Below are 23,784 nucleotides of genomic sequence, written 5' to 3'. Positions count from 1 at the left end.
AATGCCTACCGTCATTACACACGCTGCTGTTCCGCTTTGCCTGGGCTTAGGCCTGGGGACAAAAGTTATCCCACCCCGCCTGCTGTTTGCCGGGATTGTTCTCGCCATGCTGCCGGACGCCGACGTGCTGGCGTTCAAGTTCGGCGTCGCGTACGGCAACGTTTTCGGCCATCGCGGCTTTACCCACTCCCTGCTGTTTGCCTTCGTGGTGCCGATACTTTGCGTACTGACTGGACGACGATGGTTCCGGGCCAGCCTGACGCGGTGCTGGCTGTTTTTAACCGTGTCACTGCTGTCGCACAGCCTGCTGGATTCGATTACCACAGGCGGGAAAGGCGTCGGCTGGCTGTGGCCGTGGTCGGATGAACGCTTCTTTGCGCCGTGGCAGGTGATTAAGGTCGCGCCGTTTGCGCTCTCACGCTATACCACGCCGTACGGGCATCAGGTGATTATTTCAGAACTGCTGTGGGTGTGGCTGCCGGGGGTGGTGCTGATGGGAATGTTGTGGTGGAAAAGAAGGTAAAAAAAAGCCGGGTGGCGGCTGCGCCTTACCCGGCCAACTTTTGCCCGTAGGCCCGGTAAGCGTAAGCGTCACCGGGCGTTACAGACTTACTTACGGCGCCAGGTCGTTCCCTGCGGGCCGTCTTCCAGAATGATGCCCATCTCGGTCAGACGGTTACGCGCCGCATCGGCCGCCGCCCAGTCCTTCGCCTGACGCGCTTCCAGACGCGCTTTGATCAACGCTTCAATTTCCGCCACTTCACCGTCGTCCGCCTGCGCACCGCTCTGCAGGAACGCGTCCGGCTCCTGCTCCAGCAGGCCGAGCACGGCAGAGAGCTTACGCAGATGTGACGCCAGCGCATTCGCGGCCGCCATATCCTCGGACTTCAGGCGGTTCACTTCGCGCGCCATGTCGAACAGCACGGAGTAGGCTTCCGGGGTGTTGAAGTCGTCGTTCATCACCTCAACGAAGCGCGCTTCGAACGCTTCGCCGCCTGCCGCCGGAACAGACTTGTCGGTTCCGCGCAGCGCGGTGTAAAGACGCTCCAGCGCCGAGCGCGCCTGCTTCAGGTTCTCTTCGCTGTAGTTCAGCTGGCTGCGATAGTGGCCAGACATAAGGAAGTAGCGCACGGTTTCCGCGTCGTAATACTTCAGCACGTCGCGCACGGTAAAGAAGTTACCCAGCGATTTCGACATCTTCTCGCGGTCAACCATTACCATCCCGGAGTGCATCCAGTAGTTCACGTACTCGCCGCCGTGGGCGCAGGTGGACTGCGCGATTTCGTTTTCGTGGTGCGGGAACATCAGGTCTGAACCGCCGCCGTGAATGTCGAAGTGCTTGCCCAGCTGCTTGCAGTTCATCGCGGAACATTCAATGTGCCAGCCCGGACGGCCGTCGCCCCACGGGGATGGCCAGCTTGGTTCACCCTCTTTGGACATCTTCCACAGCACGAAGTCCATCGGGTTACGCTTCACGTCAACCACGTCAACGCGGGCACCGGCCTGGAGCTGGTCCAGATCCTGACGGGAAAGCGCACCGTAGGTTGGGTCCGTCGGCACGGAGAACATCACGTCGCCGTTGTCGGCAACGTACGCATGTCCGCGGGCGATCAGCTTCTCGGTGATGTCGATGATTTCGTGAATATGGTGGGTCGCGCGCGGCTCGCTGTCCGGACGCAGAATATTCAGGGCGTCGAAGTCTTTGTGCATCTCAGCGATCATGCGATCCACCAGCGCGACAAAGCTTTCGCCGTTTTCATTCGCGCGCTTGATGATCTTATCGTCGATGTCGGTGATGTTGCGCACGTATTTCAGCTTGTACCCGAGAAAACGCAGGTAGCGTGACACCACGTCGAAGGCGACAAAGGTACGGCCATGGCCAATGTGACAGAGATCGTAAACCGTAATACCACACACGTACATGCCGACTTCCCCGGCATGGATAGGTTTAAATTCCTCTTTTTGGCGCGTCATTGTATTAAAGATTTTTAACATCGAAGATTCCATGTAAACACGTGTGTGGTTGAAAACCGGCTATTCTACCCGTAATTCAAACCCGAAGCAGCACACAATGCAAGGTGATCGCATCCTGTGGTTATGCTATAACAAGCCCCTATAGATGACCCGAAGGCGGGTCGACGTACCACAATAACGGAACAGGATGCAAAAATGGTTACTTTCCACACTAATCATGGCGATATCGTAATCAAAACCTTTGATGACAAAGCGCCTGAAACAGTTAAAAACTTCCTGGACTACTGCCGCGAAGGTTTCTACAACAACACAATTTTCCACCGCGTGATCAACGGTTTCATGATCCAGGGCGGCGGTTTCGAACCTGGCATGAACCAGAAAGCCACTAAAGAGCCGATCAAGAACGAAGCGAACAACGGCCTGAAAAACACCCGCGGCACGCTGGCGATGGCACGTACTCAGGCACCTCACTCCGCTACTGCACAGTTCTTCATTAACGTGGCGGACAACGACTTCCTGAACTTCTCCGGCGAAAGCCTGCAGGGTTGGGGCTACTGCGTATTCGCAGAAGTGGTTGAAGGTATGGACGTGGTTGACAAGATCAAAGCCGTCTCTACTGGCCGCAGCGGTATGCACCAGGACGTTCCAAAAGAAGACGTTGTGATTACCAGCGTGACCGTCAGCGAGTAATTGGTGGCGACACTCTTTATTGCGGATCTTCATCTGCAAACAGAAGAACCGGCGATAACCGCCGGTTTTCTGCGTTTTTTACGCGGTGAAGCGAAAAGCGCTGATGCGCTGTACATCCTGGGCGACCTCTTTGAAGCCTGGATTGGCGACGACGATCCTAACCCGCTGCACCGTGAAATGGCCGCCGCCATTCACGCGCTGGTCGATTCCGGCGTCCCCTGCTGCTTCATTCACGGCAACCGTGATTTCCTGATCGGCAAGCGCTACGCCCGTGAAAGCGGCATGACGCTGCTGCCGGAAGAACAGGTGCTCGATCTCTACGGCCGCAAGGTGCTGATCATGCACGGCGACACGCTCTGCACCGACGATACCGGCTACCTGGCGTTTCGCGCCAAAGTCCACACCCCGTGGATCCAGAAGGTGTTCCTTGCCCTGCCGCTGTTTATCCGCAACCGCATCGCCGCCAGAATGCGCGCAGGCAGTAAAGCCGCCAACAGCAGCAAATCCATGACCATCATGGACGTCAATCCGCAGGCGGTCGTGAGGGTAATGGAAAAGCATGAGGTTCAGTGGCTGATCCACGGTCATACCCATCGTCCTGACGTGCATTCCCTCATCGCCAACGGCCAGCCCGCACACCGCGTGGTATTGGGTGCCTGGCACACCGAAGGTTCCATGGTCAAAGTCTCGCCTGAGGGCGTGGAGCTGATCGCGTTTCCGTTTTAACCCCTCCACATCATTCTATTTTTTTGAACAATATCGGCAAATTGTTTCGATTTTAATCCGCCCGTGGTCGGCCTATTATTTATCAAATCAGGGCAACACGCCCTATCCCAGACAAAACACTTAAGGATTACGACCATGAAATCCATCAAAACTTTCGTTGCAGTTGCGGCTCTCTCCCTGGTTTCTTTCGGTTCTTTCGCGCAGAGCGTGAGCGCAACCGCCTCTACCCTTGACCGCGCAGAAGCGAAAATCGCTGCACAGGCTGCTGAACAGGGTGCGTCTTATAAAATCACCAGCGCGAAGGTCGATAATCGCGTGTATATGACCGCAGAACTGACGAAATAATGATTGCCCCTCGACGAAAACAGACCGCCAGAATGCGGTCTGTTTTGTTATGAACTGATGGCAACAACGGCTCAAGATTTAACCGCGCAACCGTTTTCCTTGCCCGTATAACATGCTATTCTCTGTGCCCTCGAAAGCAGTGTGTTTCGCACCACAGGAGTTTTAAGACGCATGTCTTCCCGCAATAATCCGGCGCGTGTCGCCATCGTGATGGGGTCCAAAAGCGACTGGGCTACCATGCAGTTCGCCGCCGAAATCTTTGACATCCTGAATGTTCCGCACCACGTTGAAGTGGTCTCTGCACACCGTACGCCGGACAAACTGTTCAGCTTCGCCGAAAGCGCCGAAGAGAACGGTTATGAGGTGATCATCGCCGGTGCGGGCGGCGCAGCACATCTGCCGGGCATGATTGCCGCCAAAACCCTGGTGCCGGTTCTGGGCGTTCCGGTACAGAGCGCCGCGTTAAGCGGTGTGGATAGCCTCTACTCCATCGTTCAGATGCCGCGCGGTATTCCTGTCGGCACGCTGGCGATTGGCAAAGCGGGTGCCGCAAACGCCGCCCTGCTGGCCGCGCAGATCCTGGCGACGCACGATAAAGACTTACATGAGCGTCTGGCGGCGTGGCGTAAAGCCCAGACCGACGAAGTGCTGGACAACCCGGACCCGCGGGGTGCGGCATGAAGCAGGTTTGCGTCCTTGGTAACGGCCAGTTAGGCCGCATGCTGCGTCAGGCCGGTGAGCCGCTGGGTATTGCCGTCTGGCCCGTCGGACTGGACGCCGAGCCGGAAGCCGTCCCATTCCACCAGAGCGTGATCACCGCCGAGATTGAACGCTGGCCGGAGACCGCACTGACCCGCGAGCTGGCGCGTCATAACGCCTTCGTTAACCGCGACGTGTTTCCGATCGTTGCCGACCGCCTGACGCAAAAGCAGCTGTTCGACAAGCTCGGCCTCGCGACCGCACCGTGGCAGCTCCTGTCCGATAAAAGCGAGTGGAACGACGTCTTCGCCATGCTGGGCGAGCTGGCGATCGTGAAGCGCCGCGTGGGTGGCTACGACGGCCGCGGCCAGTGGCGCCTGCGCGCAGGCGACACCGCCGAGCTGCCGAATGACTGCTACGGCGAGTGCATCGTTGAGCAGGGCATTAACTTCAGCGGTGAAGTCTCGCTGGTTGGCGCGCGCGGGCATGACGGCCGCACGGTGTTTTATCCGCTGACGCATAACCTGCATCAGGACGGCATTCTGCGCACCAGCGTCGCCTTCCCGCACGCCAATGCCGACCAGCAGGCGCAGGCGGAAGAGATGCTCTCTGCCATCATGCACGAACTCGGTTATGTCGGCGTCATGGCGATGGAGTGCTTTATCACCCCGTCCGGTCTGCTGATCAATGAACTTGCGCCGCGCGTGCACAACAGCGGCCACTGGACGCAAAACGGCGCCTCCATCAGCCAGTTCGAGCTGCACCTGCGCGCCATTACCGACCTGCCGCTGCCGCAGCCGGTGGTGAACAGCCCGTCGGTGATGATCAACCTGATCGGCACCGATCTGAACTACGACTGGCTGAAGCTGCCGCTGGTGCATTTGCACTGGTATGACAAAGAGGTCCGCGAGGGTCGTAAAGTCGGCCATCTGAACCTGAACGACAGCGACACGGGCCGTCTGAGCGCCACGCTGGAAGCCATGATCCCGCTCCTGCCGCCGGAATACGCGAGCGGTATTGTCTGGGCACAATCTAAGCTTAAATAGTTCTCCCTCCGCCGGGGAGTTGACCTCCTCTTTCCCCGGCGTACAATTCCCGCCCATTGCTGCTTAGCTTTCTTCTGGAATAACCATGAACGATGGAACGGACTATCGCGCGATCCTCGCGTCCGATACCCCTTTAATCGACGTTCGCGCGCCGATCGAATTTGCCCAGGGCGCGATGCCAGCGGCAGTCAACCTGCCTTTAATGAACGATGACGAGCGCGCCGCCGTCGGCACCTGTTATAAACGTCAGGGACCGGACGCCGCGCTGGCGCTCGGCCATCGCCTGGTGAGCGGCGACACGCGTGACGCCCGCATCAACGCCTGGCGCGAAGCCTGCCTTGCCCATCCTGAGGGCTTTCTCTGCTGCGCGCGCGGCGGCCAGCGCTCGCATATCTCGCAGGCCTGGCTGAAAGAGGCGGGTATCGACTATCCGCTGATCCGCGGTGGCTATAAGGCCCTGCGCCAGACGGCGATTCAGGTGACCATCGAGCAGTCGCAAAAGCCGATGGTGCTTATCGGCGGCTGTACCGGGAACGGTAAAACCCTGCTGGTGAAGCAGCACGCGCAGGGTATCGATCTGGAAGGGCTGGCGCACCATCGCGGCTCGTCATTTGGCCGCACGCTCACGCCGCAGCTTTCTCAGGCCAGCTTTGAAAATCACCTTGCGGTTGAGCTATTGAAAAAAGACGCCGCGCGCTGGGTGCTGGAAGATGAAGGCCGGATGATTGGCTCTAACCACCTGCCGGCCTGCCTGCGCGACCGCATGGTTGAAGCCCCTATCGTGGTGGTAGAGGATCCGTTTGAGATCCGTCTTGAACGCCTGCGCGAAGAGTATTTCGACCATATGTGGGCGGATTTTTCTGCCGCCTACGGCGAGGAAGCGGGCTGGAAAGAATACAGCGAGTATCTGCATCACGGCCTGTTCGCCATACGCCGCCGTCTTGGGCTGCAGCGCTTTGCGGAATTTACCGCGCTGTTAGACTCCGCGCTGCTGGAACAGCAACGCTCTGGCCGCACTGACGCGCACTTCAGCTGGCTTGTACCGCTCCTGAACGACTATTACGACCCGATGTACGGCTATCAGCTGGAGAAAAAGGCGGAAAAGATTGTGTATCGCGGGACGTACGAAGAAATTGCTGAGTGGCTTGATCGCTGAAAAAAGCCGGGTGGCGGCTACGCCTTACCCGGCCTACGCGTACTGTTGTAGCCCCGGTAAGCGCAGCGCCACCGGGGAACAGACGGCTTAGAAGTCGTAACGCAGACGCACCAGGTTCATGTCGCCCAGGTTGTCGGTGCTGGAGGTGAACACGTGTTCGTAATCCACGCGGAAACCGTAATCCAGCTGGAAGCTGATCCCCACGCCGTTGTCGATGCGCTGGTAGTTACGGCCGTTCACGTACTCAATGCGGTCACCCATGAAGTAAGGCTGGATGGATTTCACCGCGTACTGACCGACTGGGAACTTGTACCCTGCGAAGTACTCAATACCCCACGCGTCGCCCGCAAAGTAGTCGTTAACAGACACTTTTTTGGTGGTCAGGAAGTTCTGGTACCAGCCGCCGCCTGCGGAGAAGGTCCAGTTGTCCGGGGTCCAGCTCAGCGCGGTACCGAGGATATTCTGGTCGTAGGTTTTGCTGTCGCCGTTGTCCGGGTTACGCATGTCGGCGCGGGTGTAGTTCCACGCGGCGCCCCAGGTCAGATCGGTGGTCAGGTGGTAATCGATACCCAGCGAGCCGCCGCCTTTGCGCTTGTAGCGCAGGCCGTTGCCCGGCAGGTATTCGCTGTCTTCAAACAGGTAGGATGCGTAAATGTCCGCATCGCCCACGGTTTTCTTATATTTCAGCATCTGGCGTGAACGGTAAGAGCCGTCGTAGTCGCCGTTGATCCCGTTACCCGGTGCCTGACCGATCATGTCGTAGTCCCAGATATCGGTTTTCGCACCTACCACATCATAGTAAACGCTGTTCTGTTGACCGAAGGTCAGCGTACCCCAGGTGTCGCTCTTCAGACCGGTATAGAGCATACGACGCGTGGTGTCGTGTGCGCCTTCGGCGTAGTGGTGATCCCAGTTAAACTGCGCAGGAATATTCACACCCAGCTCGTAGTAGCTGATCCAGCTGATGTCATCAAACAGGTAGTAATCTGCTGCGAAACGGAAGCGGGTGCCGCCGTCAAAGCCGTTACGCTTGTAGCTGTTTTTACCGTCGTCGCCGGTCATGTTCTGGAACTGAGGACGAATACTGCCGCCAACGGTGAAGTTCAGGCGGCTCAGCGGGTTACCCGCCTGAGGATCCTGCTTAAGAACGGTGATTTCCGCCTGAGAAGCGAAGGTCGTTAATGCCACTGCCGCGCCAATCGTTGCCGCCAGCGCTGATTTTTTTATAGTCATTATTTTTCCTTAATAGACACGCTGCTAAATATTTAGCGGGTGAATATTAACTGGAAATAATCGGGCTGTGTGGACGGGTTTTTAATGTTTTGTGCTACTAAATGAGTGGGTATTATCACTTTGTGCTATTTAAACACTACGCACCGGCATAAAAACCGGCGCGTAATTATCACCACGCTAAATCAACTCGCAAACTGACGGAACAGGGCTTTGCCCTTTAGCAGCCGCGTGCCGAGCCAGCCTCCGCAGAGGGAAAGCAGCCCCGCGCCGCACAGAGGCAGAGTCAACCAAAGACGCCAGTCAGGCTCCCACGGGAAGTCGAAGACCTTTGTCTGCAGCACCGCCAGCGCCGTCTCTGCGCCAATGGCCGCCACCAGACCAGCCACCAGCCCCAGCAGCGCAAACTCGCTCCAGAGCGTCATTCGCAGCAGCCGCTTACCGGCCCCCAGCGTGCGGTAAACCACCAGTTCCTGATGGCGCTGGCGCATGCCCACCTGAACCTGGGCCAGCAGCAACAGCACGCCGCAGATCGTCACCAGCACCACCATGACCTCCAGCGCGCGGCTCACCTGCTCCAGCACCTGCCCCACCTGTTTGAGGATCGCGCCGATATCCAGCAGGCTGACCGTCGGAAACTCCCGGTTGAGCTGGGTCAGCATGCCGTTGCCGTTTTCCCAGCGGAAGCTGGTCAGCCAGCTCTGCGGCTGCCCGTCCAGCGCCCCCGGCGGGAAGATAAAGAAGAAGTTGGGCCGCAGGCTTTCCCAGTCCACTTTACGCAGGCTGGTAACTTTCGCGGTGAAATCCTGGGTATCGCCGGTGAAGGTCACGCTGTCTCCCAGCTTCACGTTCAGGCGCGTCGCCAGCCCCTCCTCCATCGACACCTCCCCCGCTTTTGGCGGCCAGGTGCCGGAGGTTATCGGGTTGTGATCAGGGCGTTTATCCTGCCATGTCAGATTCAGCTCGCGGTTAAGCGACTCGTCCTTATTCCCCTCCGTTGGCTGGCCGTTGATCTGCGTCAGACGCGCGCGAACGATGGGATAGAACGACTCGGGGATGATGTGATGCTCCGACAGGAAGCCCTTCAGCGGCGTAACCTGCTCAGGGGCGATATTGATCAGGAAATAGTTCGGGCTTTCCGGCGGAAGCTGCTGCTGCCAGCGGTCGAGCAGATCGCCGCGCAGCACCAGCAGCAGCGCCAGCAGCATAAACGACAGCGAGAACGCCGACAGCTGGCTGAGCGTAGACCAGGGCTGGTGCAGCAGACGGTTGACCGCCAGGCGCACGGGCAGGGATTTTACCGTCACCCTTTTCAGGAGGTTGAGCAGTATCCAGCCCAGCACGCCGCACAGCAGCGCCAGCACAACCGCCCCGGCCAGCACCGCCCACAGCAGCGTGCTGCCCCCCATCAGCCACGCCAGCAGCCCCACCGCCACCGCAATAATCACCGGAAGGTATAACTTCAGCGGCCAGACGTTCGCCACCACATCGTTGCGAAGCACGCGCAGCGGCTGCGTGGCGAGCAGCAGGCGGTAGGGCCGGAGCCCCACCAGCACCGAGATCACCGTCATCGCGCCCATCGCCCACAGCCACGGCCAGAGGCTGGCCGGCGGCAAGGCGGCCGGGAGCACCGGTTTCAGCATCACCATCAGCAGTTTTTCAAACAGCAGCCCCATTATTCCGCCGGTCAGCGCCGACAGGACCAGCAGCATCAGCCACTGGCCGACAATCAGCTTGCGCAGCTGCGCCCGGCCCGCCCCGAGGGTTTTGAGGATCGCCACCAGGTCGTAGCGGCTGCGGCAGTAGTGCCCCATCGCCACGGCCACCGCCGCCACCGCCAGCAGCAGGGTCAACAGGGCCGACAGCAGCAGGAACTGCTGAGAGCGCTCCAGAGATTTACCGAGCGCCCCCTCGTCCTGCTCCAGCCCGTACCAGCGGTGTTCCGGTTTGAGCTGCGGCAGAAGCCATTTTTCATACGCGGCAAGCTGGGCGGGCGTGCCGCCAAACTTATAGCGCCAGGTGACGCGGCTGCCCGGCTGTACCGCATGGGTGGCCGCGACATCCGCGGTGTTCATCAGCAGACGCGGCGCAAGCTGGAACGGGTTAAATCCGCCGTCGGGCTCCTGCACCACTTCCCCGGCGATTTTCAGCGTGGCGTCGCCGACGTCGATACTGTCGCCGGGTTTGAGGTTCAGCAGCGCCATCAGACGCGATGCCAGCAGCACCGTACCGGGCGTCGGCTTTAACCCCGGCGGACTGGTCTGTAAGTTACCGTACATCGGGTAGATATCATCGACGGCCTTGACGCTCGCCAGCTGCGGCATGTCGCCCGCGAAGGTCATGGTCTGGAAGGTGAGCTGCTCTCCCACCTTCAGCCCTTCTTTGCGCGCTGCTTCAATCCAGCCCGGCGGCACGGGGCGGGAGCTTTCCAGCGCCCTGTCCCCCGCCATAAACTCCCGGCTCTGCTGGCTGAGCCCTTTTTCCATGCGGTCGCTGACGCTGCCGAGCGCCAGCACGCAGGCCACCGCCAGGCTGAGCGCCAGCCAGACAATCAGCAGCGAGGGCGAGCGCCACTCGCGCCAGAACCAGCGGGTAATCATGCTTCCTCCTGCAGAACACCGTTCACCAGCCGCAGGCGACGATCGCAGCGCGCCGCGAGCTGCGGATCGTGGGTCACGAGGATAAGCGTAGTGCCGTGCTCGCGGTTGAGCGAAAACAGCAGGTCGGCAATCCTGTCGCCGGTTTTACGGTCAAGGTTGCCGGTAGGCTCATCGGCAAACAGCACCTCAGGGCGGCCGTTAAACGCGCGGGCCAGCGCCACGCGCTGCTGCTCACCGCCGGAAAGCTGGGCGGGAAGATGGTCGAGACGTTTCCCCAGACCGAGCTGTTCCAGCAGCGCCTTCGCATGCGCGCGGCTTTCACGGCTGTTTTCACCGCGCAACAGCGCCGGGAGCTCGACGTTTTCCAGGGCGTTCAGGGTTGGGATCAGCATAAAGGACTGAAAGACAAAACCAACGTGACGCGCGCGCAGCGCGGCCCGCGCCTCTTCATCAAGCTGATGCAGCGGCTGCCCGACAAGGTGGACCTCGCCGCTGCTGCCGTCGTCCAGACCGGCTAAAATCGCCAGCAGCGTGGACTTACCGGAACCGGATTCGCCAATCAGCGCGATGGTTTCAGCGCGTTTGACAACGAGTTCAACTCCAGTAAGGATGGAAAGCTCGTGTTCCCCCTGACCGACGGACTTCTTAAGATGATGAACTTCAACACTGTTTTCCGCTGGCATTTGCCCTTCCTGTTTTTGATTCTGATGACCTTCCGCGCGGCGGCAGCGGACACGTTACTGGTTCTCGGCGACAGCCTGAGCGCAGGCTATCGCATGGCGGCTGGCGCGGCCTGGCCCGCTCTGCTCAATGACAAATGGCAGAGCAAAACGCCGGTAATCAACGCCAGCATCAGCGGCGATACCTCACAGCAAGGTTTATCGCGCCTGCCTGCGCTGCTCAAACAGCATCAGCCGCGCTGGGTGCTGGTTGAGCTCGGCGGTAATGATGGCCTGCGCGGTTTCCAGCCACAGCAAACGGAGGATACGCTGCGCACCATTTTGCAGGAGATCAAGGCGGCAAACGCCCAGCCGCTGCTGATGCAAATTCGCCTGCCCGCCAACTACGGTCGTCGGTATAATGAGGCCTTTAGCGCGATCTACCCCAAGCTTGCCAAAGAGTTTGATATTCCGCTGCTGCCATTTTTCATGGAAGAGGTCTATCTCAAACCCCAGTGGATGCAAGACGACGGGATCCACCCCAATCGCGATGCGCAGCCGTTTATTGCCGACTGGATGGCAACGCGGCTGGCTCCTTTAGTTAAACATGACTCCTGATTAAGCGGAGATCCTGACAGGTAAAGTTATGCAAAAATCGGTCTTAATTACAGGATGTTCCAGTGGAATCGGTCTGGAAAGCGCGCTCGAATTGAAGCGCCAGGGGTTTCGGGTTCTGGCGGCCTGTCGCAAACCCGACGATGTCGAACGCATGAACGGGCTGGGCTTTACCGGCGTGCTGCTGGATATGGACTCGCCGGAGAGCGTTGACCACGCCGCCGATGAGGTGATCGCCCTGACCGGTAATCGTCTTTACGGCCTGTTTAATAATGCCGGTTACGGCGTGTATGGCCCGCTGGATACCCTCTCCCGCGAAACGCTGGAGAAGCAGTTTTCGACCAACTTTTTCGGCGTACATCAGCTCACCATGCGTCTGCTCCCCGCGATGCTGCCGCACGGTGAAGGGCGCATCGTGATGACGTCGTCGGTGATGGGGCTGATTTCCACCCCGGGCCGCGGCGCCTACGCCGCCAGTAAATATGCGCTGGAGGCCTGGTCCGACGCCCTGCGCATGGAGCTACGCCACAGCGGCATTAAGGTCAGCCTGATTGAACCCGGCCCGATCCGCACCCGCTTTACCGAAAACGTTAACCAGACGCAGGCGGATAAACCGGTCGAGAACCCCGGCATCGCCGCACGTTTTACCCTCGGGCCCGAGGCGGTGGTGGCCAAAGTGCGCCATGCTTTTGAGAGTGAACATCCCAAAATGCGCTATCCGGTGACGCTGGTCACCCATGCCGTCGGCTGGTTAAAACGCCTGCTGCCGGGCCGGATAATGGACAAAATTTTACACGGTTGAGTTGAAGCGCCGACGCGCATCCCCATGTAAAGAACAAACCGACAAAAGAGAAAGCCGCATGTCCGTACAGAATATCGTCAATATCACAGAAGCTAACCTGCAACAGACTCTTGAACAGTCGATGACCAAACCGGTCCTGTTCTACTTCTGGTCTGAACGTAGCCAACACTGTCTGCAGCTGACGCCGGTGCTGGAAAGCCTTGCCGCCCAGTACAACGGTCAGTTCATTCTCGCGAAGCTGGACTGTGACGCCGAGCCGATGGTCGCGTCTCAGTTTGGTCTGCGCGCCATTCCTACCGTCTATCTGTTCCAGAACGGCCAGCCTGTTGATGGCTTCCAGGGGCCGCAGCCGGAAGAGGCTATCCGCGCCCTGCTGGATAAGGTGCTGCCGCGCGAAGAAGAGCTGAAAGCGCAGGAAGGCATGGCGCTGATGCAGGAAGGCAAATACGACGAGGCGCTGCCGCTGCTGAAAGAGGCGTGGCAGCTGTCAAAACAGAACAGCCAGATTGGCCTGCTGCTGGCGGAGACGCAGATCGCCCTGCACCGCTCAGAAGACGCGGAGGCCGTACTCAAGACGGTTCCGCTGCAGGATCAGGACACCCGCTATCAGGGGCTGGTTGCACAGATTGAGCTGCTGAAGCAGGCGGCGGATACCCCGGAAATTCAACAGCTGCAGCAGCAGGTTGCCGACAATCCGGCGGATGCCGCGCTGGCAAGCCAGCTTGCGCTGCAGCTGCATCAGGTGGGGCGTAACGAAGAGGCGCTTGAGCTGCTCTTCAGCCATCTGCAAAAAGATTTAGCCGCCGCAGACGGTCAGGCGCGCAAGATGTTCCAGGAGATCCTGGCCGCGCTGGGCACCGGCGACGCGCTGGCGTCGAAGTATCGTCGTCAGCTTTACGCGCTGTTGTATTGATAAAAAAGCCCGGTGGCGGCTTCGCCTTACCGGGCCTACAAAGACGATGTTACCCCGTCTTTTTCAACTGCGTCACCACCAGCTGGTGGCGCGCGTTGTAGAACTTCCGATAGGTCAGGTAGCAGGCAATGATGGTGGACAGGCTTGCCGTGGAAAGCAGCATAAACGTCACCATGATCTGATACTTAATCGCTTTTACCGGATCGATACCGGCAAAAATCAGCCCCGACATCATGCCCGGCAGGCTCACCAGCCCCACCGTTTTGGCGGAATCTACCGTTGGAATCAGCGATGAACGAATGCTCTCGCGAATCAGCCGCGCCGAGGCCACCTTTGGCGTTGCCCCCAGGCTTAGTTTCTCCTGCAGCTGCTGCTGTTCGCTGCTGAAACGCTGGCCGAGGTTGTTATAACAGAGCCCAACGGCCACCATCGCGTTCCCCGCGATCATCCCCGAGATAGGGATGACCTGCATCGGCGTAAACTCAATCGAGCCGGAGAGCACCAGCACCGCCAGCGTGAGCGCCGTTCCGGTGGTAATCGCAATAAACGATGAGACAAACGCCTTATCAATGTATTTACTGCGCTTTTGCGCATTCCACGCCGCGTTAAAGCAGATAAACAGCACCATCAGCAGCGTCAGCACCGCGTGGTTAACGTTGAAGATATACTTCAGCACATAGCCGACGATGATGAGCTGAATCACCGCGCGGCAGATACTCCACACGATATCTTTTTCCAGCCCCAGCTTTTCCCGGTAGCTGACCACAATCGCAATCAGCACCAGCACCATCGAAAAGGCCAGCGATTCGTTCGTAATGTTATGCTCACCCACGGTTTGCCTCCTGCATTTTCCCGCCGTGCGGCTGGAGCGTGATTACGTCATCCGCATGGGTTATTTCGTTAGCGTCGTGCGTCACCCACAGCACGGCAATGTTCTGCTCCCGGGCGTAACGATGAATAATCTCGTTAACGTTGCGCTTGTTGACGTCATCGAGCGCGCTGGTGATTTCGTCCAGCAACAACACCTTCGGTAAAAACTGCAGGTTGCGGATCAGCGAGACCCGCTGCTTTTCTCCGCCCGACAGCGCGTTGATGGATTTGCTCAGCGTCTCCTGCGCCAGGCCAAAGTGGGCCAGATCCTGGATAAACTTTTCCGGCTCCGGCGTTTTATTGCGGATTTGCCACGGAAAAATCAGGTTGTCATAGACCGTATCGCCAAAAAGCACGGGCGTTTGCACGCAGTACGAGACCTGCTGGCGATAGCTTTCCGGAGAAAGCGAGGCGATATCTTCGCCTTCAAACAGAATGGCGCCCTCCGTCGGGCTGAGGAGTGACGCCACAATCTTCAGCAGCGTGCTTTTCCCACAGCCTGAGGGGCCCGTGATTAATTTAAACTCGCCCGGCGACAGGCGAAACCCGACGTGCTGCAGGATCGTGTTTTCCCCGACTCGAAATCCGACATCCCTGAGCAGTAATACGTTTTTTTTATCGTTCATTGCGCTTCCGTTGACCGCTTTTTGTCATAACCGTCTGTAGCATAATCCTTTCGCCCGCGCAGCGCGAATAGCCTCACGCTGAAGCAAGTGTTAAGCTTTTTGTTTGTAAATTGTCACCACCATCACTACAGGAAGTATGCAGCATGGCACATATTTTTTATGAGTTTCCCTCCCTGAAGCCTGGTGTTCCTGATGTCGAAACATTAATGGACGTCATCAAATCGTCGGAACGCACGCGTTTTGTGATGGGTGAAGAGGTGGTCGATTTTGTTAAGAAGGCGCTCATCGTGAACACCACGATCGGCAGCTTCAAAAATTGCTATTTTGCCTTCGACAACGGGACACACTTCCTTGAATTTGACGGTAAAGGCAAATCAAAACGCTTCAATGAGGTGCCGGACTGGTTCGTCTCTCCGGCGGAATTTTCGCGCACCCAGTGGCTTATCAACCACAATCTTGCGGATGTGAAAGCCACCCAGTTCATTGACGTCCTGATGTCCTACCCGCTGAAAGCGCGCCGCGCGCACTGCAATTTGTTATTCGGGCTGGAGCTGGAAAAAGTCAACGCGGTTCCGGCCACGGCATCAGCGGCAGGTAAAATCGGCAATAAAAACGGTAAAACCACCAAGCCCCGCGTCACCGATCTGGGATCGTTCGAGCTGTTCAGCCAGTTCTTTGCGCGCATGAAAACCGCCGTGCAGGCCGATGAGTTCCCTACTCTGCAGATCCTGACGGGCATGGATAACCTGGCAAAAGCGCCGCATAATTTAAAGCAGGGCATCAGAACCTGGTTTAAAGCCATCGCGGGGGACCTTCCACCGAATAACAAACGCGTTGAGGCGGGAAATGCCGTTCTGTTCTGCGCCCCCCTTCGCGAACAGATCCAGCGTATCGAAGCGCGGGGGCTGGAGCATTACTACCAGGGATTATCCAAAGCCATTGCCGAAGCGGGTGATGGCTTCATCTCTGACTTTACCTATACTTACGAGCAATAAATACACACTTTCACTCATCACGGCATGCAAAACAGGAGGTTTTTATGCTTATCGTTGTTCCCGTCCTTATTTTCGTTGCGCTGGTTATCGTGGGCGCTGGCGTCAAAATTGTCCCTCAGGGTTATCAGTGGACCGTCGAGCGTTTCGGCCGTTACACCAACACGCTCCAGCCCGGCTTAAGCCTGATTGTCCCGTTCATGGACAGGATAGGCCGCAAGATCAACATGATGGAGCAGGTTCTGGACATTCCGTCCCAGGAAGTGATCTCCAAGGATAACGCCAACGTCACCATCGACGCCGTCTGTTTTATTCAGGTGATTGACGCGCCGAAGGCGGCCTATGAGGTCAGCAACCTGGAGCTGGCGATCGTCAACCTGACAATGACCAACATCCGTACCGTACTCGGCTCGATGGAGCTGGACGAGATGCTTTCCCAGCGCGACAGCATTAACACCCGCCTGCTGCACATTGTCGATGAGGCCACCAACCCGTGGGGGATCAAAGTCACCCGCATCGAGATCCGCGACGTGCGCCCGCCGGCGGAGCTGATTGCCTCCATGAACGCCCAGATGAAAGCTGAGCGAACCAAGCGCGCCTACATTCTGGAAGCCGAAGGGGTACGCCAGGCGGAGATCCTCAAAGCGGAAGGGGAAAAACAGTCGCAGATCCTGAAAGCGGAAGGCGACCGTCAGTCCGCGTTCTTACAGGCGGAAGCGCGTGAACGTTCCGCCGAAGCGGAAGCCCGCGCGACCCAGATGGTGTCCGAGGCAATTGCCGCCGGTGATATTCAGGCCGTGAACTACTTCGTTGCGCAAAAATATACCGACGCGCTGAAAGAGATCGGCTCGGCGAACAACAGCAAAGTGGTGATGATGCCGCTGGATGCCAGCAGCCTGATGGGCTCTATCGCGGGGATCGCCGAACTGATCAAGGACAGCGGAAACGAGCGTAAAAAATGATTGAGCTCATCGTTGCACATCCTCATGCCTTCTGGCTAAGTCTCGGTGGCTTATTGCTGGCGGCGGAAATGCTGGGCGGCAACGGCTACCTGCTCTGGAGCGGTGTGGCCGCCGTCATTACCGGTCTTCTGGTCTGGATCCTTCCCCTGGACTGGGCGTGGCAGGGGCGCTGTTTGCCGCGCTGACGCTGGTGGCCGCCTGGCTGTGGTGGCGCTGGCTTAACCGGCGGGTTAACGAGCAGAAACCGGTGGACGCCCACCTTAACCAGCGCGGACAGCAGATTGTCGGCAAGCGTTTTACCCTCGACACCGCGCTGGTGAACGGACGCGGACATATGCGCGTAGGCGACAGCTCGTGGCCGGTGGTGGCCGACGATGACCTCAGCGCCGGCACGCGGGTTGAAGTCATTGCGGTGGAAGGCATTACCCTGCGGGTAAAAGCCTGTTAAGCGTGGGTTTTGCGGTGGCAGCAGCCGGCAAGATTATCAATAATCGGGCAGTCGGCGCTGTCATCCCCCGGACAGGAGTCCGCGAGCTGCAGCAGCTGTTCGCGCATCGACTGTAGCTCGACGATGTGGCGTTCAATTTCGGCCACCTTTTCCAGGGTGCGTTTTTTCACGTCCGCGCTGTGACGCTTCGGATCGTTGAACAGGTTAACCAGCTCGCCGCACTCTTCCAGATTAAACCCGACCTGTCTTGCCTGGCGCAGCAGCGTCAGCTCATCGAGATGCAGCTGCGTGTAGCTGCGGTAGCCATTTTCACTGCGCAGCGGCGGCGTTACCAGCCCCTTCTCTTCATAAAAGCGGATCGCTTTGCTGGTTAAGCCGGTTTTTTTTGCCACGTCACTGATATTCACATTTCCCCCTTGACCTTCCCCTTGATGGAAGGTTTAACCTTCATAACAGTTAGCGAAAAGCGTTACTCCGGTCAACAACTGACCAATATATTATACGGGAGTTTTGTTATGTCTCACACTATCGACCTGACGCTGGACGGCCTCTCCTGCGGCCACTGCGTCAAACGCGTTAAAGAAAGCCTGGAACAGCGTCCTGACGTTGAAAGCGCTGAAGTGACTATCGACCATGCCGCCGTGACCGGCAGCGCCAGCGCGGACGCGCTGATTGATACCATTAAACAGGCCGGTTACGGGGCGGAGTTAAGCCACCCAAAGGCTAAACCGCTGGCAGAGTCATCATCCCCGTCGGAAGCACTGACAGCGGCCACTCCTGAGCTTCCGGCAGCGGATGATATTGATGACAGCCAACAGCTGCTGATCAACGGCATGAGCTGCGCCAGCTGCGTCTCCCGGGTACAAAACGCCCTGCAGGCGGTCCCGGGCGTCGCGCAGGCACGGGTCAATCTCGCGGAGCGCACTGCGCTGGTGATGGGCAGCGCCTCCGCCGCAGAATTAGTGCAGGCCGTTGAAAAAGCGGGCTACGGCGCGGAGGCCATCGAAGATGATGCCGAACGCCGCGAGCGCCAGCAGGAAACGGCTATCGCCACCATGAAACGCTTCCGCTGGCAGGCGATTGTCGCCCTGCTGGTGGGTATTCCGGTGATGGTGTGGGGCATGATGGGTGACAACATGATGGTCACCGACGACAACCGCACCCTGTGGCTGGTGATTGGTCTGATTACCCTTGCGGTGATGGTGTTTGCAGGCGGGCATTTCTATACCAGCGCCTGGAAGAGCCTGAAAAACCGCACCGCGACGATGGATACCCTGGTCGCCCTCGGGACCGGCGCGGCGTGGCTCTATTCCATGAGCGTGAACGTCTGGCCCCAGTGGTTCCCGATGGAAGCGCGGCATCTCTATTATGAAGCGAGCGCGATGATTATCGGCCTGATCAACTTAGGCCATATGCTGGAAGCCCGCGCCCGTCAGCGTTCCTCGAAAGCGCTGGAACGCTTGCTCGATTTAACCCCGCCGACGGCCCGCGTGGTCACGGACGAGGGGGAAAAGAGCGTTCCATTGGCCGAGGTTCAGCCCGGCATGACGCTGCGTCTGACCACCGGAGACCGCGTTCCCGTTGACGGCAAGATAACCCAGGGCGAAGCCTGGCTGGATGAAGCGATGCTGACCGGGGAGCCTATTCCCCAGCAGAAATCCGATGGCGACGCCGTGCATGCCGGTACGGTGGTGCAGGACGGCAGCGTGCTGTTCACCGCCAGCGCCGTCGGCAGCCACACCACGCTGTCGCGTATTATCCGCATGGTACGCCAGGCGCAGAGCAGCAAGCCGGAGATTGGCCAGCTTGCTGACAAAATCTCGGCCATTTTTGTGCCTGTGGTGGTCGGCATTGCCCTGCTAAGCGCGGCGATCTGGTACTTCTTCGGCCCCGCGCCGCAGATTGTGTATACCCTGGTGATCGCCACCACGGTGCTGATCATCGCCTGTCCTTGCGCCCTTGGACTGGCGACGCCGATGTCGATTATCTCCGGCGTAGGGCGCGCGGCCGAATTTGGCGTACTGGTGCGGGACGCGGACGCGCTGCAGCGGGCCAGCACCCTCGACACGCTGGTGTTTGATAAAACCGGCACGCTGACGGAAGGTAAACCGCAGGTGGTCGCCGTCACGACCGCAGGCATTGCCGAAGAGGAGGCGCTGCGTCTCGCCGCCGCGCTGGAGCAAGGCTCAAGCCATCCGCTGGCGCGCGCTATTCTCGATAAAGCCAATGCGTCTGCCCTGCCGCAAGTGAATCAGTTCCGCACCCTGCGCGGGCTCGGCGTGAGCGGTGAAGCAGAAGGCCACGCGCTGCTGCTGGGCAACCAGACATTGCTCAATGAAAACGGTATTGATACCGCCGCGCTGGACAGTGAGCTGAAGGCGCAGGCGTCACAGGGCGCCACCCCCGTTCTGCTGGCGGTGGATGGCAAAGCCGCCGCGCTGCTGGCCGTGCGCGATCCGCTTCGCCAGGACAGCGTGGATGCCTTACAGCGCCTGCACCATGCGGGCTATCGTCTGGTGATGTTGACCGGAGATAACCCGACCACCGCCAACGCCATCGCGAAAGAAGCCGGTATTGATGAGGTGATTGCGGGCGTACTGCCGGACGGCAAAGCGGACGCCATTAAAAACCTGCAACGTCAGGGCCGTCAGGTGGCAATGGTCGGCGACGGCATCAACGATGCCCCGGCGCTGGCCCAGGCGGATGTGGGGATCGCGATGGGCGGCGGCAGCGACGTGGCCATCGAAACCGCCGCCATTACGCTGATGCGCCACAGCCTGATGGGCGTGGCCGATGCGCTGGCCATTTCGAAAGCCACGCTGCGCAACATGAAGCAGAACCTGCTGGGGGCGTTCGTCTATAACACCCTCGGGATCCCAATCGCGGCCGGTATTTTGTGGCCGCTGACCGGTACGCTGCTGAACCCGGTGGTCGCGGGCGCGGCGATGGCGCTCTCCTCCATCACCGTGGTCAGCAACGCCAACCGGCTGTTGCGGTTTAAACCGAAGGATTGAACCTTGTACCCGTACGCGCTAGCATGAACCTTTCCGTTTATGGAGCGCGTATGGGTCTGTTTCATCGTATAAAAACATCGTTTCGCGCCCTTTTCCCTCGCCGTTACGCCTGGCCCGGTCTGGATATCTCGCTTCCCGGCGGGCAACACCTGCACCTGGTCGGCAGTATCCATATGGGCACGCAGGGTATGTCCCCTCTGCCGCCCGGTCTGATAAAGCGCCTGAAGCGCGCCGACGCGCTGGTCGTCGAGGCGGACATCTCGGGCCATGAGTCACCGTTTGCCGGGCTTGAAAGCGATCTCCCGCTGGCGGAACGTCTGAATGAGGCCCAGCTCGCAGAACTGACGCGCGTCGCCGAGGAAACCGGCGTATCGCTCTCCATGATTGACACCCTGCCGCTGTGGCAAATCGCAATGGTATTACAGGCCACGCAGGCCCAGCGTCTGGGTCTGCGGGGTGATTACGGCATTGATTACCAGCTGCTGAACGTGGCGCGGGCGCGCCGTATGCCGATCATCGAACTGGAAGGTACGGACAGCCAGATTGCGCTCCTGCGACAGCTTCCGGACGACGGTCTGATGCTGCTGGATGATACCCTCACCCACTGGCACACCAACGCACGCCTGCTGCAGACCATGATTGGCTGGTGGCTGGATGCACCGCCTGCGGACGGCAGGCTGGCGTTACCGTCGACGTTCAGTGAATCGCTGTATGATGTGCTGATGAATGCGCGTAACAAAGCCTGGCGAGAGACGCTGCATGCTCTGCCAGCGGGGGAATACGTGGTGGCGGTTGGGGCGTTACATTTATACGGCGAAGGGAATTTGCCGTCGTTGCTGAAATAAAAAAATGGCCAATATCTCTATTGGCCCGTCAAAGAGGAATTTCATCGTTTTTATTATACCGAAGTGACCTTCGGCTGAGCCGATTGTCGCTCAAAGTGACCATCACTGCCAACACTATTGCGCAAGATGGTGCTATTTTTTAGACAAACGTCAGGCGTATGCTGGCTGCATGAATTGTCTGTCGTAAGAAGGATAGCTATGACTCCCGCCGTTAAATTACTCGAAAAAAACAACATTTCTTTCCGGATCCACACCTACGATCACGATCCGAATGAAACCAACTTTGGTGATGAAGTGGTGCGTAAGCTGGGGCTGAACGCGGACCAGGTCTATAAAACGCTGCTGGTGGCGGTGAATGGCGATATGAAGCACCTCGCCGTGGCGGTGACTCCCGTGGCGGGACAGCTGGATCTGAAGAAGGTCGCTAAAGCGCTGGGGGCGAAGAAGGTGGATATGGCGGATCCGATGGTGGCGCAGCGCACCACGGGCTACCTGGTGGGCGGCATCAGCCCGCTCGGGCAGAAAAAACGCCTGCCGACGCTGATCGATGCCCCTTCACAGGAATTTGAGACCATCTATATTTCCGGCGGCAAGCGCGGGCTGGATATTGAGCTGGCCGCGGGCGACCTGGCAAAAATGCTGGACGCGAAGTTTGCGGATATTGCGCGACGGGATTGAGAAAATTGCCCGGTGGCGCTGCGCTTACCGGGCCTACGATTCGAATGTAGGCCGGGTAAGGCGAAGCCGCCACCCGGCACAAAAACCCCGCACTACTGCCAGCTCACCTCGCCTTTCGGCTCATACGCATTCACGTCAATCGGCGAATTCTGCTCGATATACTGCTTCAGCACTTCTGCATCGATAAAGCCGGTGTTCACGTAGCCCGGTTTATTATCAATATGCGGATAGCCGTCGCCGCCGGTAGCGTTAAAGCTTAACGTCGCCAGACGGTACGTTTTCGCCGGGTCAACCGGTTCGCCTTTGATCTTCAGGTCGTTAAGCTTGCCGTCTTTCGCTACGAAGCTCACGTTGGCAAACTGCGGATAGGCCCCGGAATCCGGCTTCATCTGCGCCACGGCAGTCAGGTAGTCAACGACCTCTTTTCCGCTCATGTCGGCATAGACCACCACGTTACCGAACGGCTGCACCTTCAGAACGTCTTTATAGGTGATGTTTCCACCTTCGATGGAATCACGAATACCACCGCCGCTCATCACGCCAAAATCAGCCCCGGTGCGCGCCATTTGCGCCGCCAGCACCAGGTGGCCCATGTTGGTCTGCACGAAGCGAACTTTACTGCGATCCCCCTCCAGACGACCGTTCAGCGTACCGATTTTCACATCCAGCTGCGCCTTGCCTTTGTTCTGGAACGGCGTCAGCAGGGAGAGCATCTGCTGGTTTTCTGGAATCTCTGGGGTGTAAAGTACGCGCTCGCTTTTCCCGTCCGGGTAAGTGACCTTCTTCTTCAGGTTGACCGGAATGAGTTGGTAGTGGACCAGCTTCATCTCGCCGTTCCGGAACTCAAAGTCCGCCCGGCCTACGTATTTGCCCCACTCGTGCGCCTGCACAATCCAGATACCGTTCTGACGATCTGGCGCACACGGCGTGCCCGGCACGTAGTCCACCTGCTTTTTATTCTCGGATGCCATGCAGACCGGATCCTGTGAGTGACCACCCACAATCATCGCCAGCGAGCCCGCCGGCAGGCTGCGCGCCATCTCCACGTCGCCCGGCGCATTGGAGCCGTGCTCACCGTTGTCGTAGTGCCCCATGTGCGTGGTGGCGATAATCACGTCCGGCTTTTCGTTTTGCTGCAGCTCCTGAATCACCAGCTTCGCTTCGTCTGCCGGTTTGCGGAATTCGATATCGGTGAAGAACTCTGGGTTGCCAATTTTCGCCGTGTCGTCGGTGGTTAGGCCGATGACCGCGATCTTCAGATCCTGACGCTTAAACAGCGCCCACGGCTTGAACAGGCGCTCGCCGGTGCTTTTCTGGTAAATGTTGGCAGAGAGGAACGGGAATTTGGCCCACTTCTCCTGCTGACGCAGGACGCTCAGCGGATTATCAAACTCATGGTTACCGACGGCCATCGCGTCGTAGCCAATCAGGTTCATGCCGCGAAAGTCGGGCTCGGCGTCCTGCAAATCGGATTCCGGCACGCCGGTATTGATATCGCCTCCCGACAGCAGCAGCACGCTGCCGCCCTGGGCTGCCACCTCTTTACGAATGCCGTCCACCAGCGTTTTTTGCGCCGACAGGCCATATTCGCCGTATTCACTGCGCCAGAAATGACCGTGGTGATCGTTGGTATGCAGAATAGTGATTTTATAGGTTTTGTCTTTTTCATACGCCTGCACGGGCAGGCTTACCAGCCCCCACGCCGCGATGAGCGCCAGCGCGACGCCCCGCTTCATTAACTTCATCTTCTCTCTCCCTGACCAATAGACAAAGGCAGAAATTACAGTGACTAATAAGAATAGACAAATAAGTTTTCAGAATTGCGACTTTCTTCAAATGTCCCGGGCGGGTATGTTAGTCGGATAATAATTACACCCTGCATCGCTAATAACTC

General features: G+C 58.5%; 23 protein-coding genes and 1 pseudogene. 16 read left to right on the top strand and 8 right to left on the bottom strand.

Annotated elements, in window-relative coordinates:
* The first annotated feature begins 1 nt into the window (after position 1).
* A complete protein-coding gene (locus BFV67_RS05085) occupies positions 2-523 on the top strand; it encodes a metal-dependent hydrolase (RefSeq protein ID WP_023326825.1) in 522 nt (173 codons plus the stop codon).
* 86 nt (positions 524-609) lie between these two features.
* Here the strand turns inward: BFV67_RS05085 and cysS are convergent, their stop codons facing one another.
* Positions 610-1,995, bottom strand: a complete 1,386-nt coding sequence (gene cysS / locus BFV67_RS05080; protein ID WP_023293119.1) for a cysteine--tRNA ligase — start codon at positions 1,993-1,995, stop codon at positions 610-612.
* Between the two features lie 174 nt (positions 1,996-2,169).
* Here cysS and ppiB point away from each other — a divergent pair, with 174 nt between their 5' ends.
* The 6 genes from ppiB to mnmH all read left to right on the top strand — a co-directional run bounded on the left by ppiB (position 2,170) and on the right by mnmH (position 6,636).
* A complete protein-coding gene (gene ppiB, locus BFV67_RS05075; protein WP_008499327.1) occupies positions 2,170-2,664 on the top strand; it encodes a peptidylprolyl isomerase B in 495 nt (164 codons plus the stop codon).
* Positions 2,665-2,667: 3 nt separating this feature from the next.
* Positions 2,668-3,390, top strand: a complete 723-nt coding sequence (lpxH, locus tag BFV67_RS05070) for a UDP-2,3-diacylglucosamine diphosphatase (RefSeq protein ID WP_069598941.1) — start codon at positions 2,668-2,670, stop codon at positions 3,388-3,390.
* 135 nt (positions 3,391-3,525) lie between these two features.
* On the top strand, positions 3,526-3,735 hold the full coding sequence (locus BFV67_RS05065) for a YdgH/BhsA/McbA-like domain containing protein (protein ID WP_008499325.1): 210 nt from the start codon (positions 3,526-3,528) through the stop codon (positions 3,733-3,735).
* A gap of 171 nt (positions 3,736-3,906) precedes the next feature.
* Positions 3,907-4,416, top strand: a complete 510-nt coding sequence (gene purE / locus BFV67_RS05060) for a 5-(carboxyamino)imidazole ribonucleotide mutase (RefSeq protein WP_021241611.1) — start codon at positions 3,907-3,909, stop codon at positions 4,414-4,416.
* Positions 4,413-5,480 (top strand): 5-(carboxyamino)imidazole ribonucleotide synthase, encoded by a 1,068-nt coding sequence (gene purK, locus BFV67_RS05055; protein ID WP_008499323.1) that lies wholly within the window; start codon positions 4,413-4,415, stop codon positions 5,478-5,480. Before purE ends, purK begins: the two co-directional genes overlap by 4 nt.
* Positions 5,481-5,565: 85 nt before the next feature.
* Positions 5,566-6,636: a tRNA 2-selenouridine(34) synthase MnmH gene (gene mnmH / locus BFV67_RS05050; protein ID WP_069597940.1), complete on the top strand. Its 1,071-nt coding sequence runs from the start codon at positions 5,566-5,568 to the stop codon at positions 6,634-6,636.
* Positions 6,637-6,723: 87 nt separating this feature from the next.
* On the opposite strand, the gene BFV67_RS05045 is transcribed toward mnmH, so the two are convergent.
* The 3 genes from BFV67_RS05045 to ybbA form a co-directional block, all read right to left on the bottom strand.
* Positions 6,724-7,869, bottom strand: coding sequence for a porin (locus BFV67_RS05045; RefSeq protein WP_021241614.1), 1,146 nt, complete (start codon positions 7,867-7,869; stop codon positions 6,724-6,726).
* Between the two features lie 182 nt (positions 7,870-8,051).
* Positions 8,052-10,466: a putative ABC transporter permease subunit YbbP gene (ybbP, locus tag BFV67_RS05040; RefSeq protein WP_069597939.1), complete on the bottom strand. Its 2,415-nt coding sequence runs from the start codon at positions 10,464-10,466 to the stop codon at positions 8,052-8,054.
* Positions 10,463-11,149, bottom strand: coding sequence for a putative ABC transporter ATP-binding protein YbbA (gene ybbA, locus BFV67_RS05035; RefSeq protein ID WP_008499319.1), 687 nt, complete (start codon positions 11,147-11,149; stop codon positions 10,463-10,465). The genes ybbP and ybbA overlap by 4 nt, the downstream gene beginning before the upstream one ends.
* Between ybbA and tesA the strand changes: the two genes are divergently transcribed.
* The 3 genes from tesA to BFV67_RS05020 are packed head-to-tail and all read left to right on the top strand — an operon-like array spanning position 11,117 to position 13,455.
* The gene (gene tesA, locus BFV67_RS05030; protein WP_122008371.1) at positions 11,117-11,743 is read left to right on the top strand and encodes a multifunctional acyl-CoA thioesterase I/protease I/lysophospholipase L1; all 627 of its coding nucleotides are present in this window, start codon (positions 11,117-11,119) and stop codon (positions 11,741-11,743) included. The genes ybbA and tesA overlap by 33 nt on opposite strands.
* A 28-nt stretch (positions 11,744-11,771) precedes the next feature.
* Positions 11,772-12,542 (top strand): SDR family oxidoreductase, encoded by a 771-nt coding sequence (locus BFV67_RS05025; protein ID WP_023343514.1) that lies wholly within the window; start codon positions 11,772-11,774, stop codon positions 12,540-12,542.
* Positions 12,543-12,600: 58 nt separating this feature from the next.
* Complete coding sequence (locus tag BFV67_RS05020) at positions 12,601-13,455, top strand: co-chaperone YbbN (RefSeq protein WP_023293125.1); 855 nt, start codon at positions 12,601-12,603, stop codon at positions 13,453-13,455.
* A 49-nt stretch (positions 13,456-13,504) separates the two neighbouring features.
* On the opposite strand, the gene fetB is transcribed toward BFV67_RS05020, so the two are convergent.
* Together fetB and fetA are read right to left on the bottom strand one after the other, a co-directional pair.
* Positions 13,505-14,287 carry an iron efflux ABC transporter permease subunit FetB gene (gene fetB / locus BFV67_RS05015; RefSeq protein ID WP_023293126.1) on the bottom strand — a complete coding sequence of 261 codons (783 nt, stop codon included), beginning with the start codon at positions 14,285-14,287 and terminating at the stop codon, positions 13,505-13,507.
* A complete protein-coding gene (gene fetA, locus BFV67_RS05010; RefSeq protein ID WP_046091596.1) occupies positions 14,280-14,951 on the bottom strand; it encodes an iron efflux ABC transporter ATP-binding subunit FetA in 672 nt (223 codons plus the stop codon). The genes fetB and fetA overlap by 8 nt, the downstream gene beginning before the upstream one ends.
* Positions 14,952-15,094: 143 nt before the next feature.
* Between fetA and BFV67_RS05005 the strand changes: the two genes are divergently transcribed.
* From BFV67_RS05005 to BFV67_RS04995, 3 genes and pseudogenes are all read left to right on the top strand, one after another.
* Positions 15,095-15,946 (top strand): hypothetical protein, encoded by an 852-nt coding sequence (locus tag BFV67_RS05005; protein ID WP_023326818.1) that lies wholly within the window; start codon positions 15,095-15,097, stop codon positions 15,944-15,946.
* 44 nt (positions 15,947-15,990) lie between these two features.
* Positions 15,991-16,905 carry an SPFH domain-containing protein gene (locus BFV67_RS05000; protein WP_008499312.1) on the top strand — a complete coding sequence of 305 codons (915 nt, stop codon included), beginning with the start codon at positions 15,991-15,993 and terminating at the stop codon, positions 16,903-16,905.
* Positions 16,902-17,353 (top strand): annotated as a pseudogene (locus tag BFV67_RS04995) (NfeD family protein). The gene BFV67_RS05000 and the pseudogene BFV67_RS04995 overlap by 4 nt, the downstream one beginning before the upstream one ends.
* Here the strand turns inward: BFV67_RS04995 and cueR are convergent.
* Positions 17,350-17,760, bottom strand: a complete 411-nt coding sequence (cueR, locus tag BFV67_RS04990) for a Cu(I)-responsive transcriptional regulator (protein ID WP_008499310.1) — start codon at positions 17,758-17,760, stop codon at positions 17,350-17,352. The pseudogene BFV67_RS04995 and the gene cueR sit on opposite strands and share 4 nt — an antisense overlap.
* A 108-nt stretch (positions 17,761-17,868) precedes the next feature.
* Between cueR and copA the strand changes: the two genes are divergently transcribed.
* The 3 genes from copA (at position 17,869) to ybaK (ending at position 21,890) form a co-directional block, all read left to right on the top strand.
* Entirely contained in the window at positions 17,869-20,367 is a 2,499-nt protein-coding gene (copA, locus tag BFV67_RS04985; protein WP_069597938.1) for a copper-exporting P-type ATPase CopA, read from the top strand.
* Positions 20,368-20,417: 50 nt separating this feature from the next.
* The gene (locus tag BFV67_RS04980; RefSeq protein ID WP_008499308.1) at positions 20,418-21,212 is read left to right on the top strand and encodes a TraB/GumN family protein; all 795 of its coding nucleotides are present in this window, start codon (positions 20,418-20,420) and stop codon (positions 21,210-21,212) included.
* Between the two features lie 198 nt (positions 21,213-21,410).
* Positions 21,411-21,890, top strand: a complete 480-nt coding sequence (gene ybaK / locus BFV67_RS04975; protein WP_021241623.1) for a Cys-tRNA(Pro)/Cys-tRNA(Cys) deacylase YbaK — start codon at positions 21,411-21,413, stop codon at positions 21,888-21,890.
* A gap of 92 nt (positions 21,891-21,982) precedes the next feature.
* On the opposite strand, the gene ushA is transcribed toward ybaK, so the two are convergent.
* Positions 21,983-23,635 (bottom strand): bifunctional UDP-sugar hydrolase/5'-nucleotidase UshA, encoded by a 1,653-nt coding sequence (gene ushA, locus BFV67_RS04970; protein WP_069597937.1) that lies wholly within the window; start codon positions 23,633-23,635, stop codon positions 21,983-21,985.
* Positions 23,636-23,784: the final 149 nt, after the last annotated feature.

This window comes from Enterobacter roggenkampii (assembly GCF_001729805.1).
Lineage (GTDB): Bacteria > Pseudomonadota > Gammaproteobacteria > Enterobacterales > Enterobacteriaceae > Enterobacter > Enterobacter roggenkampii.
The sequence above is the reverse complement of the archived record's forward strand: the minus strand, read 5'-3'. Positions and strand labels throughout refer to the sequence as shown.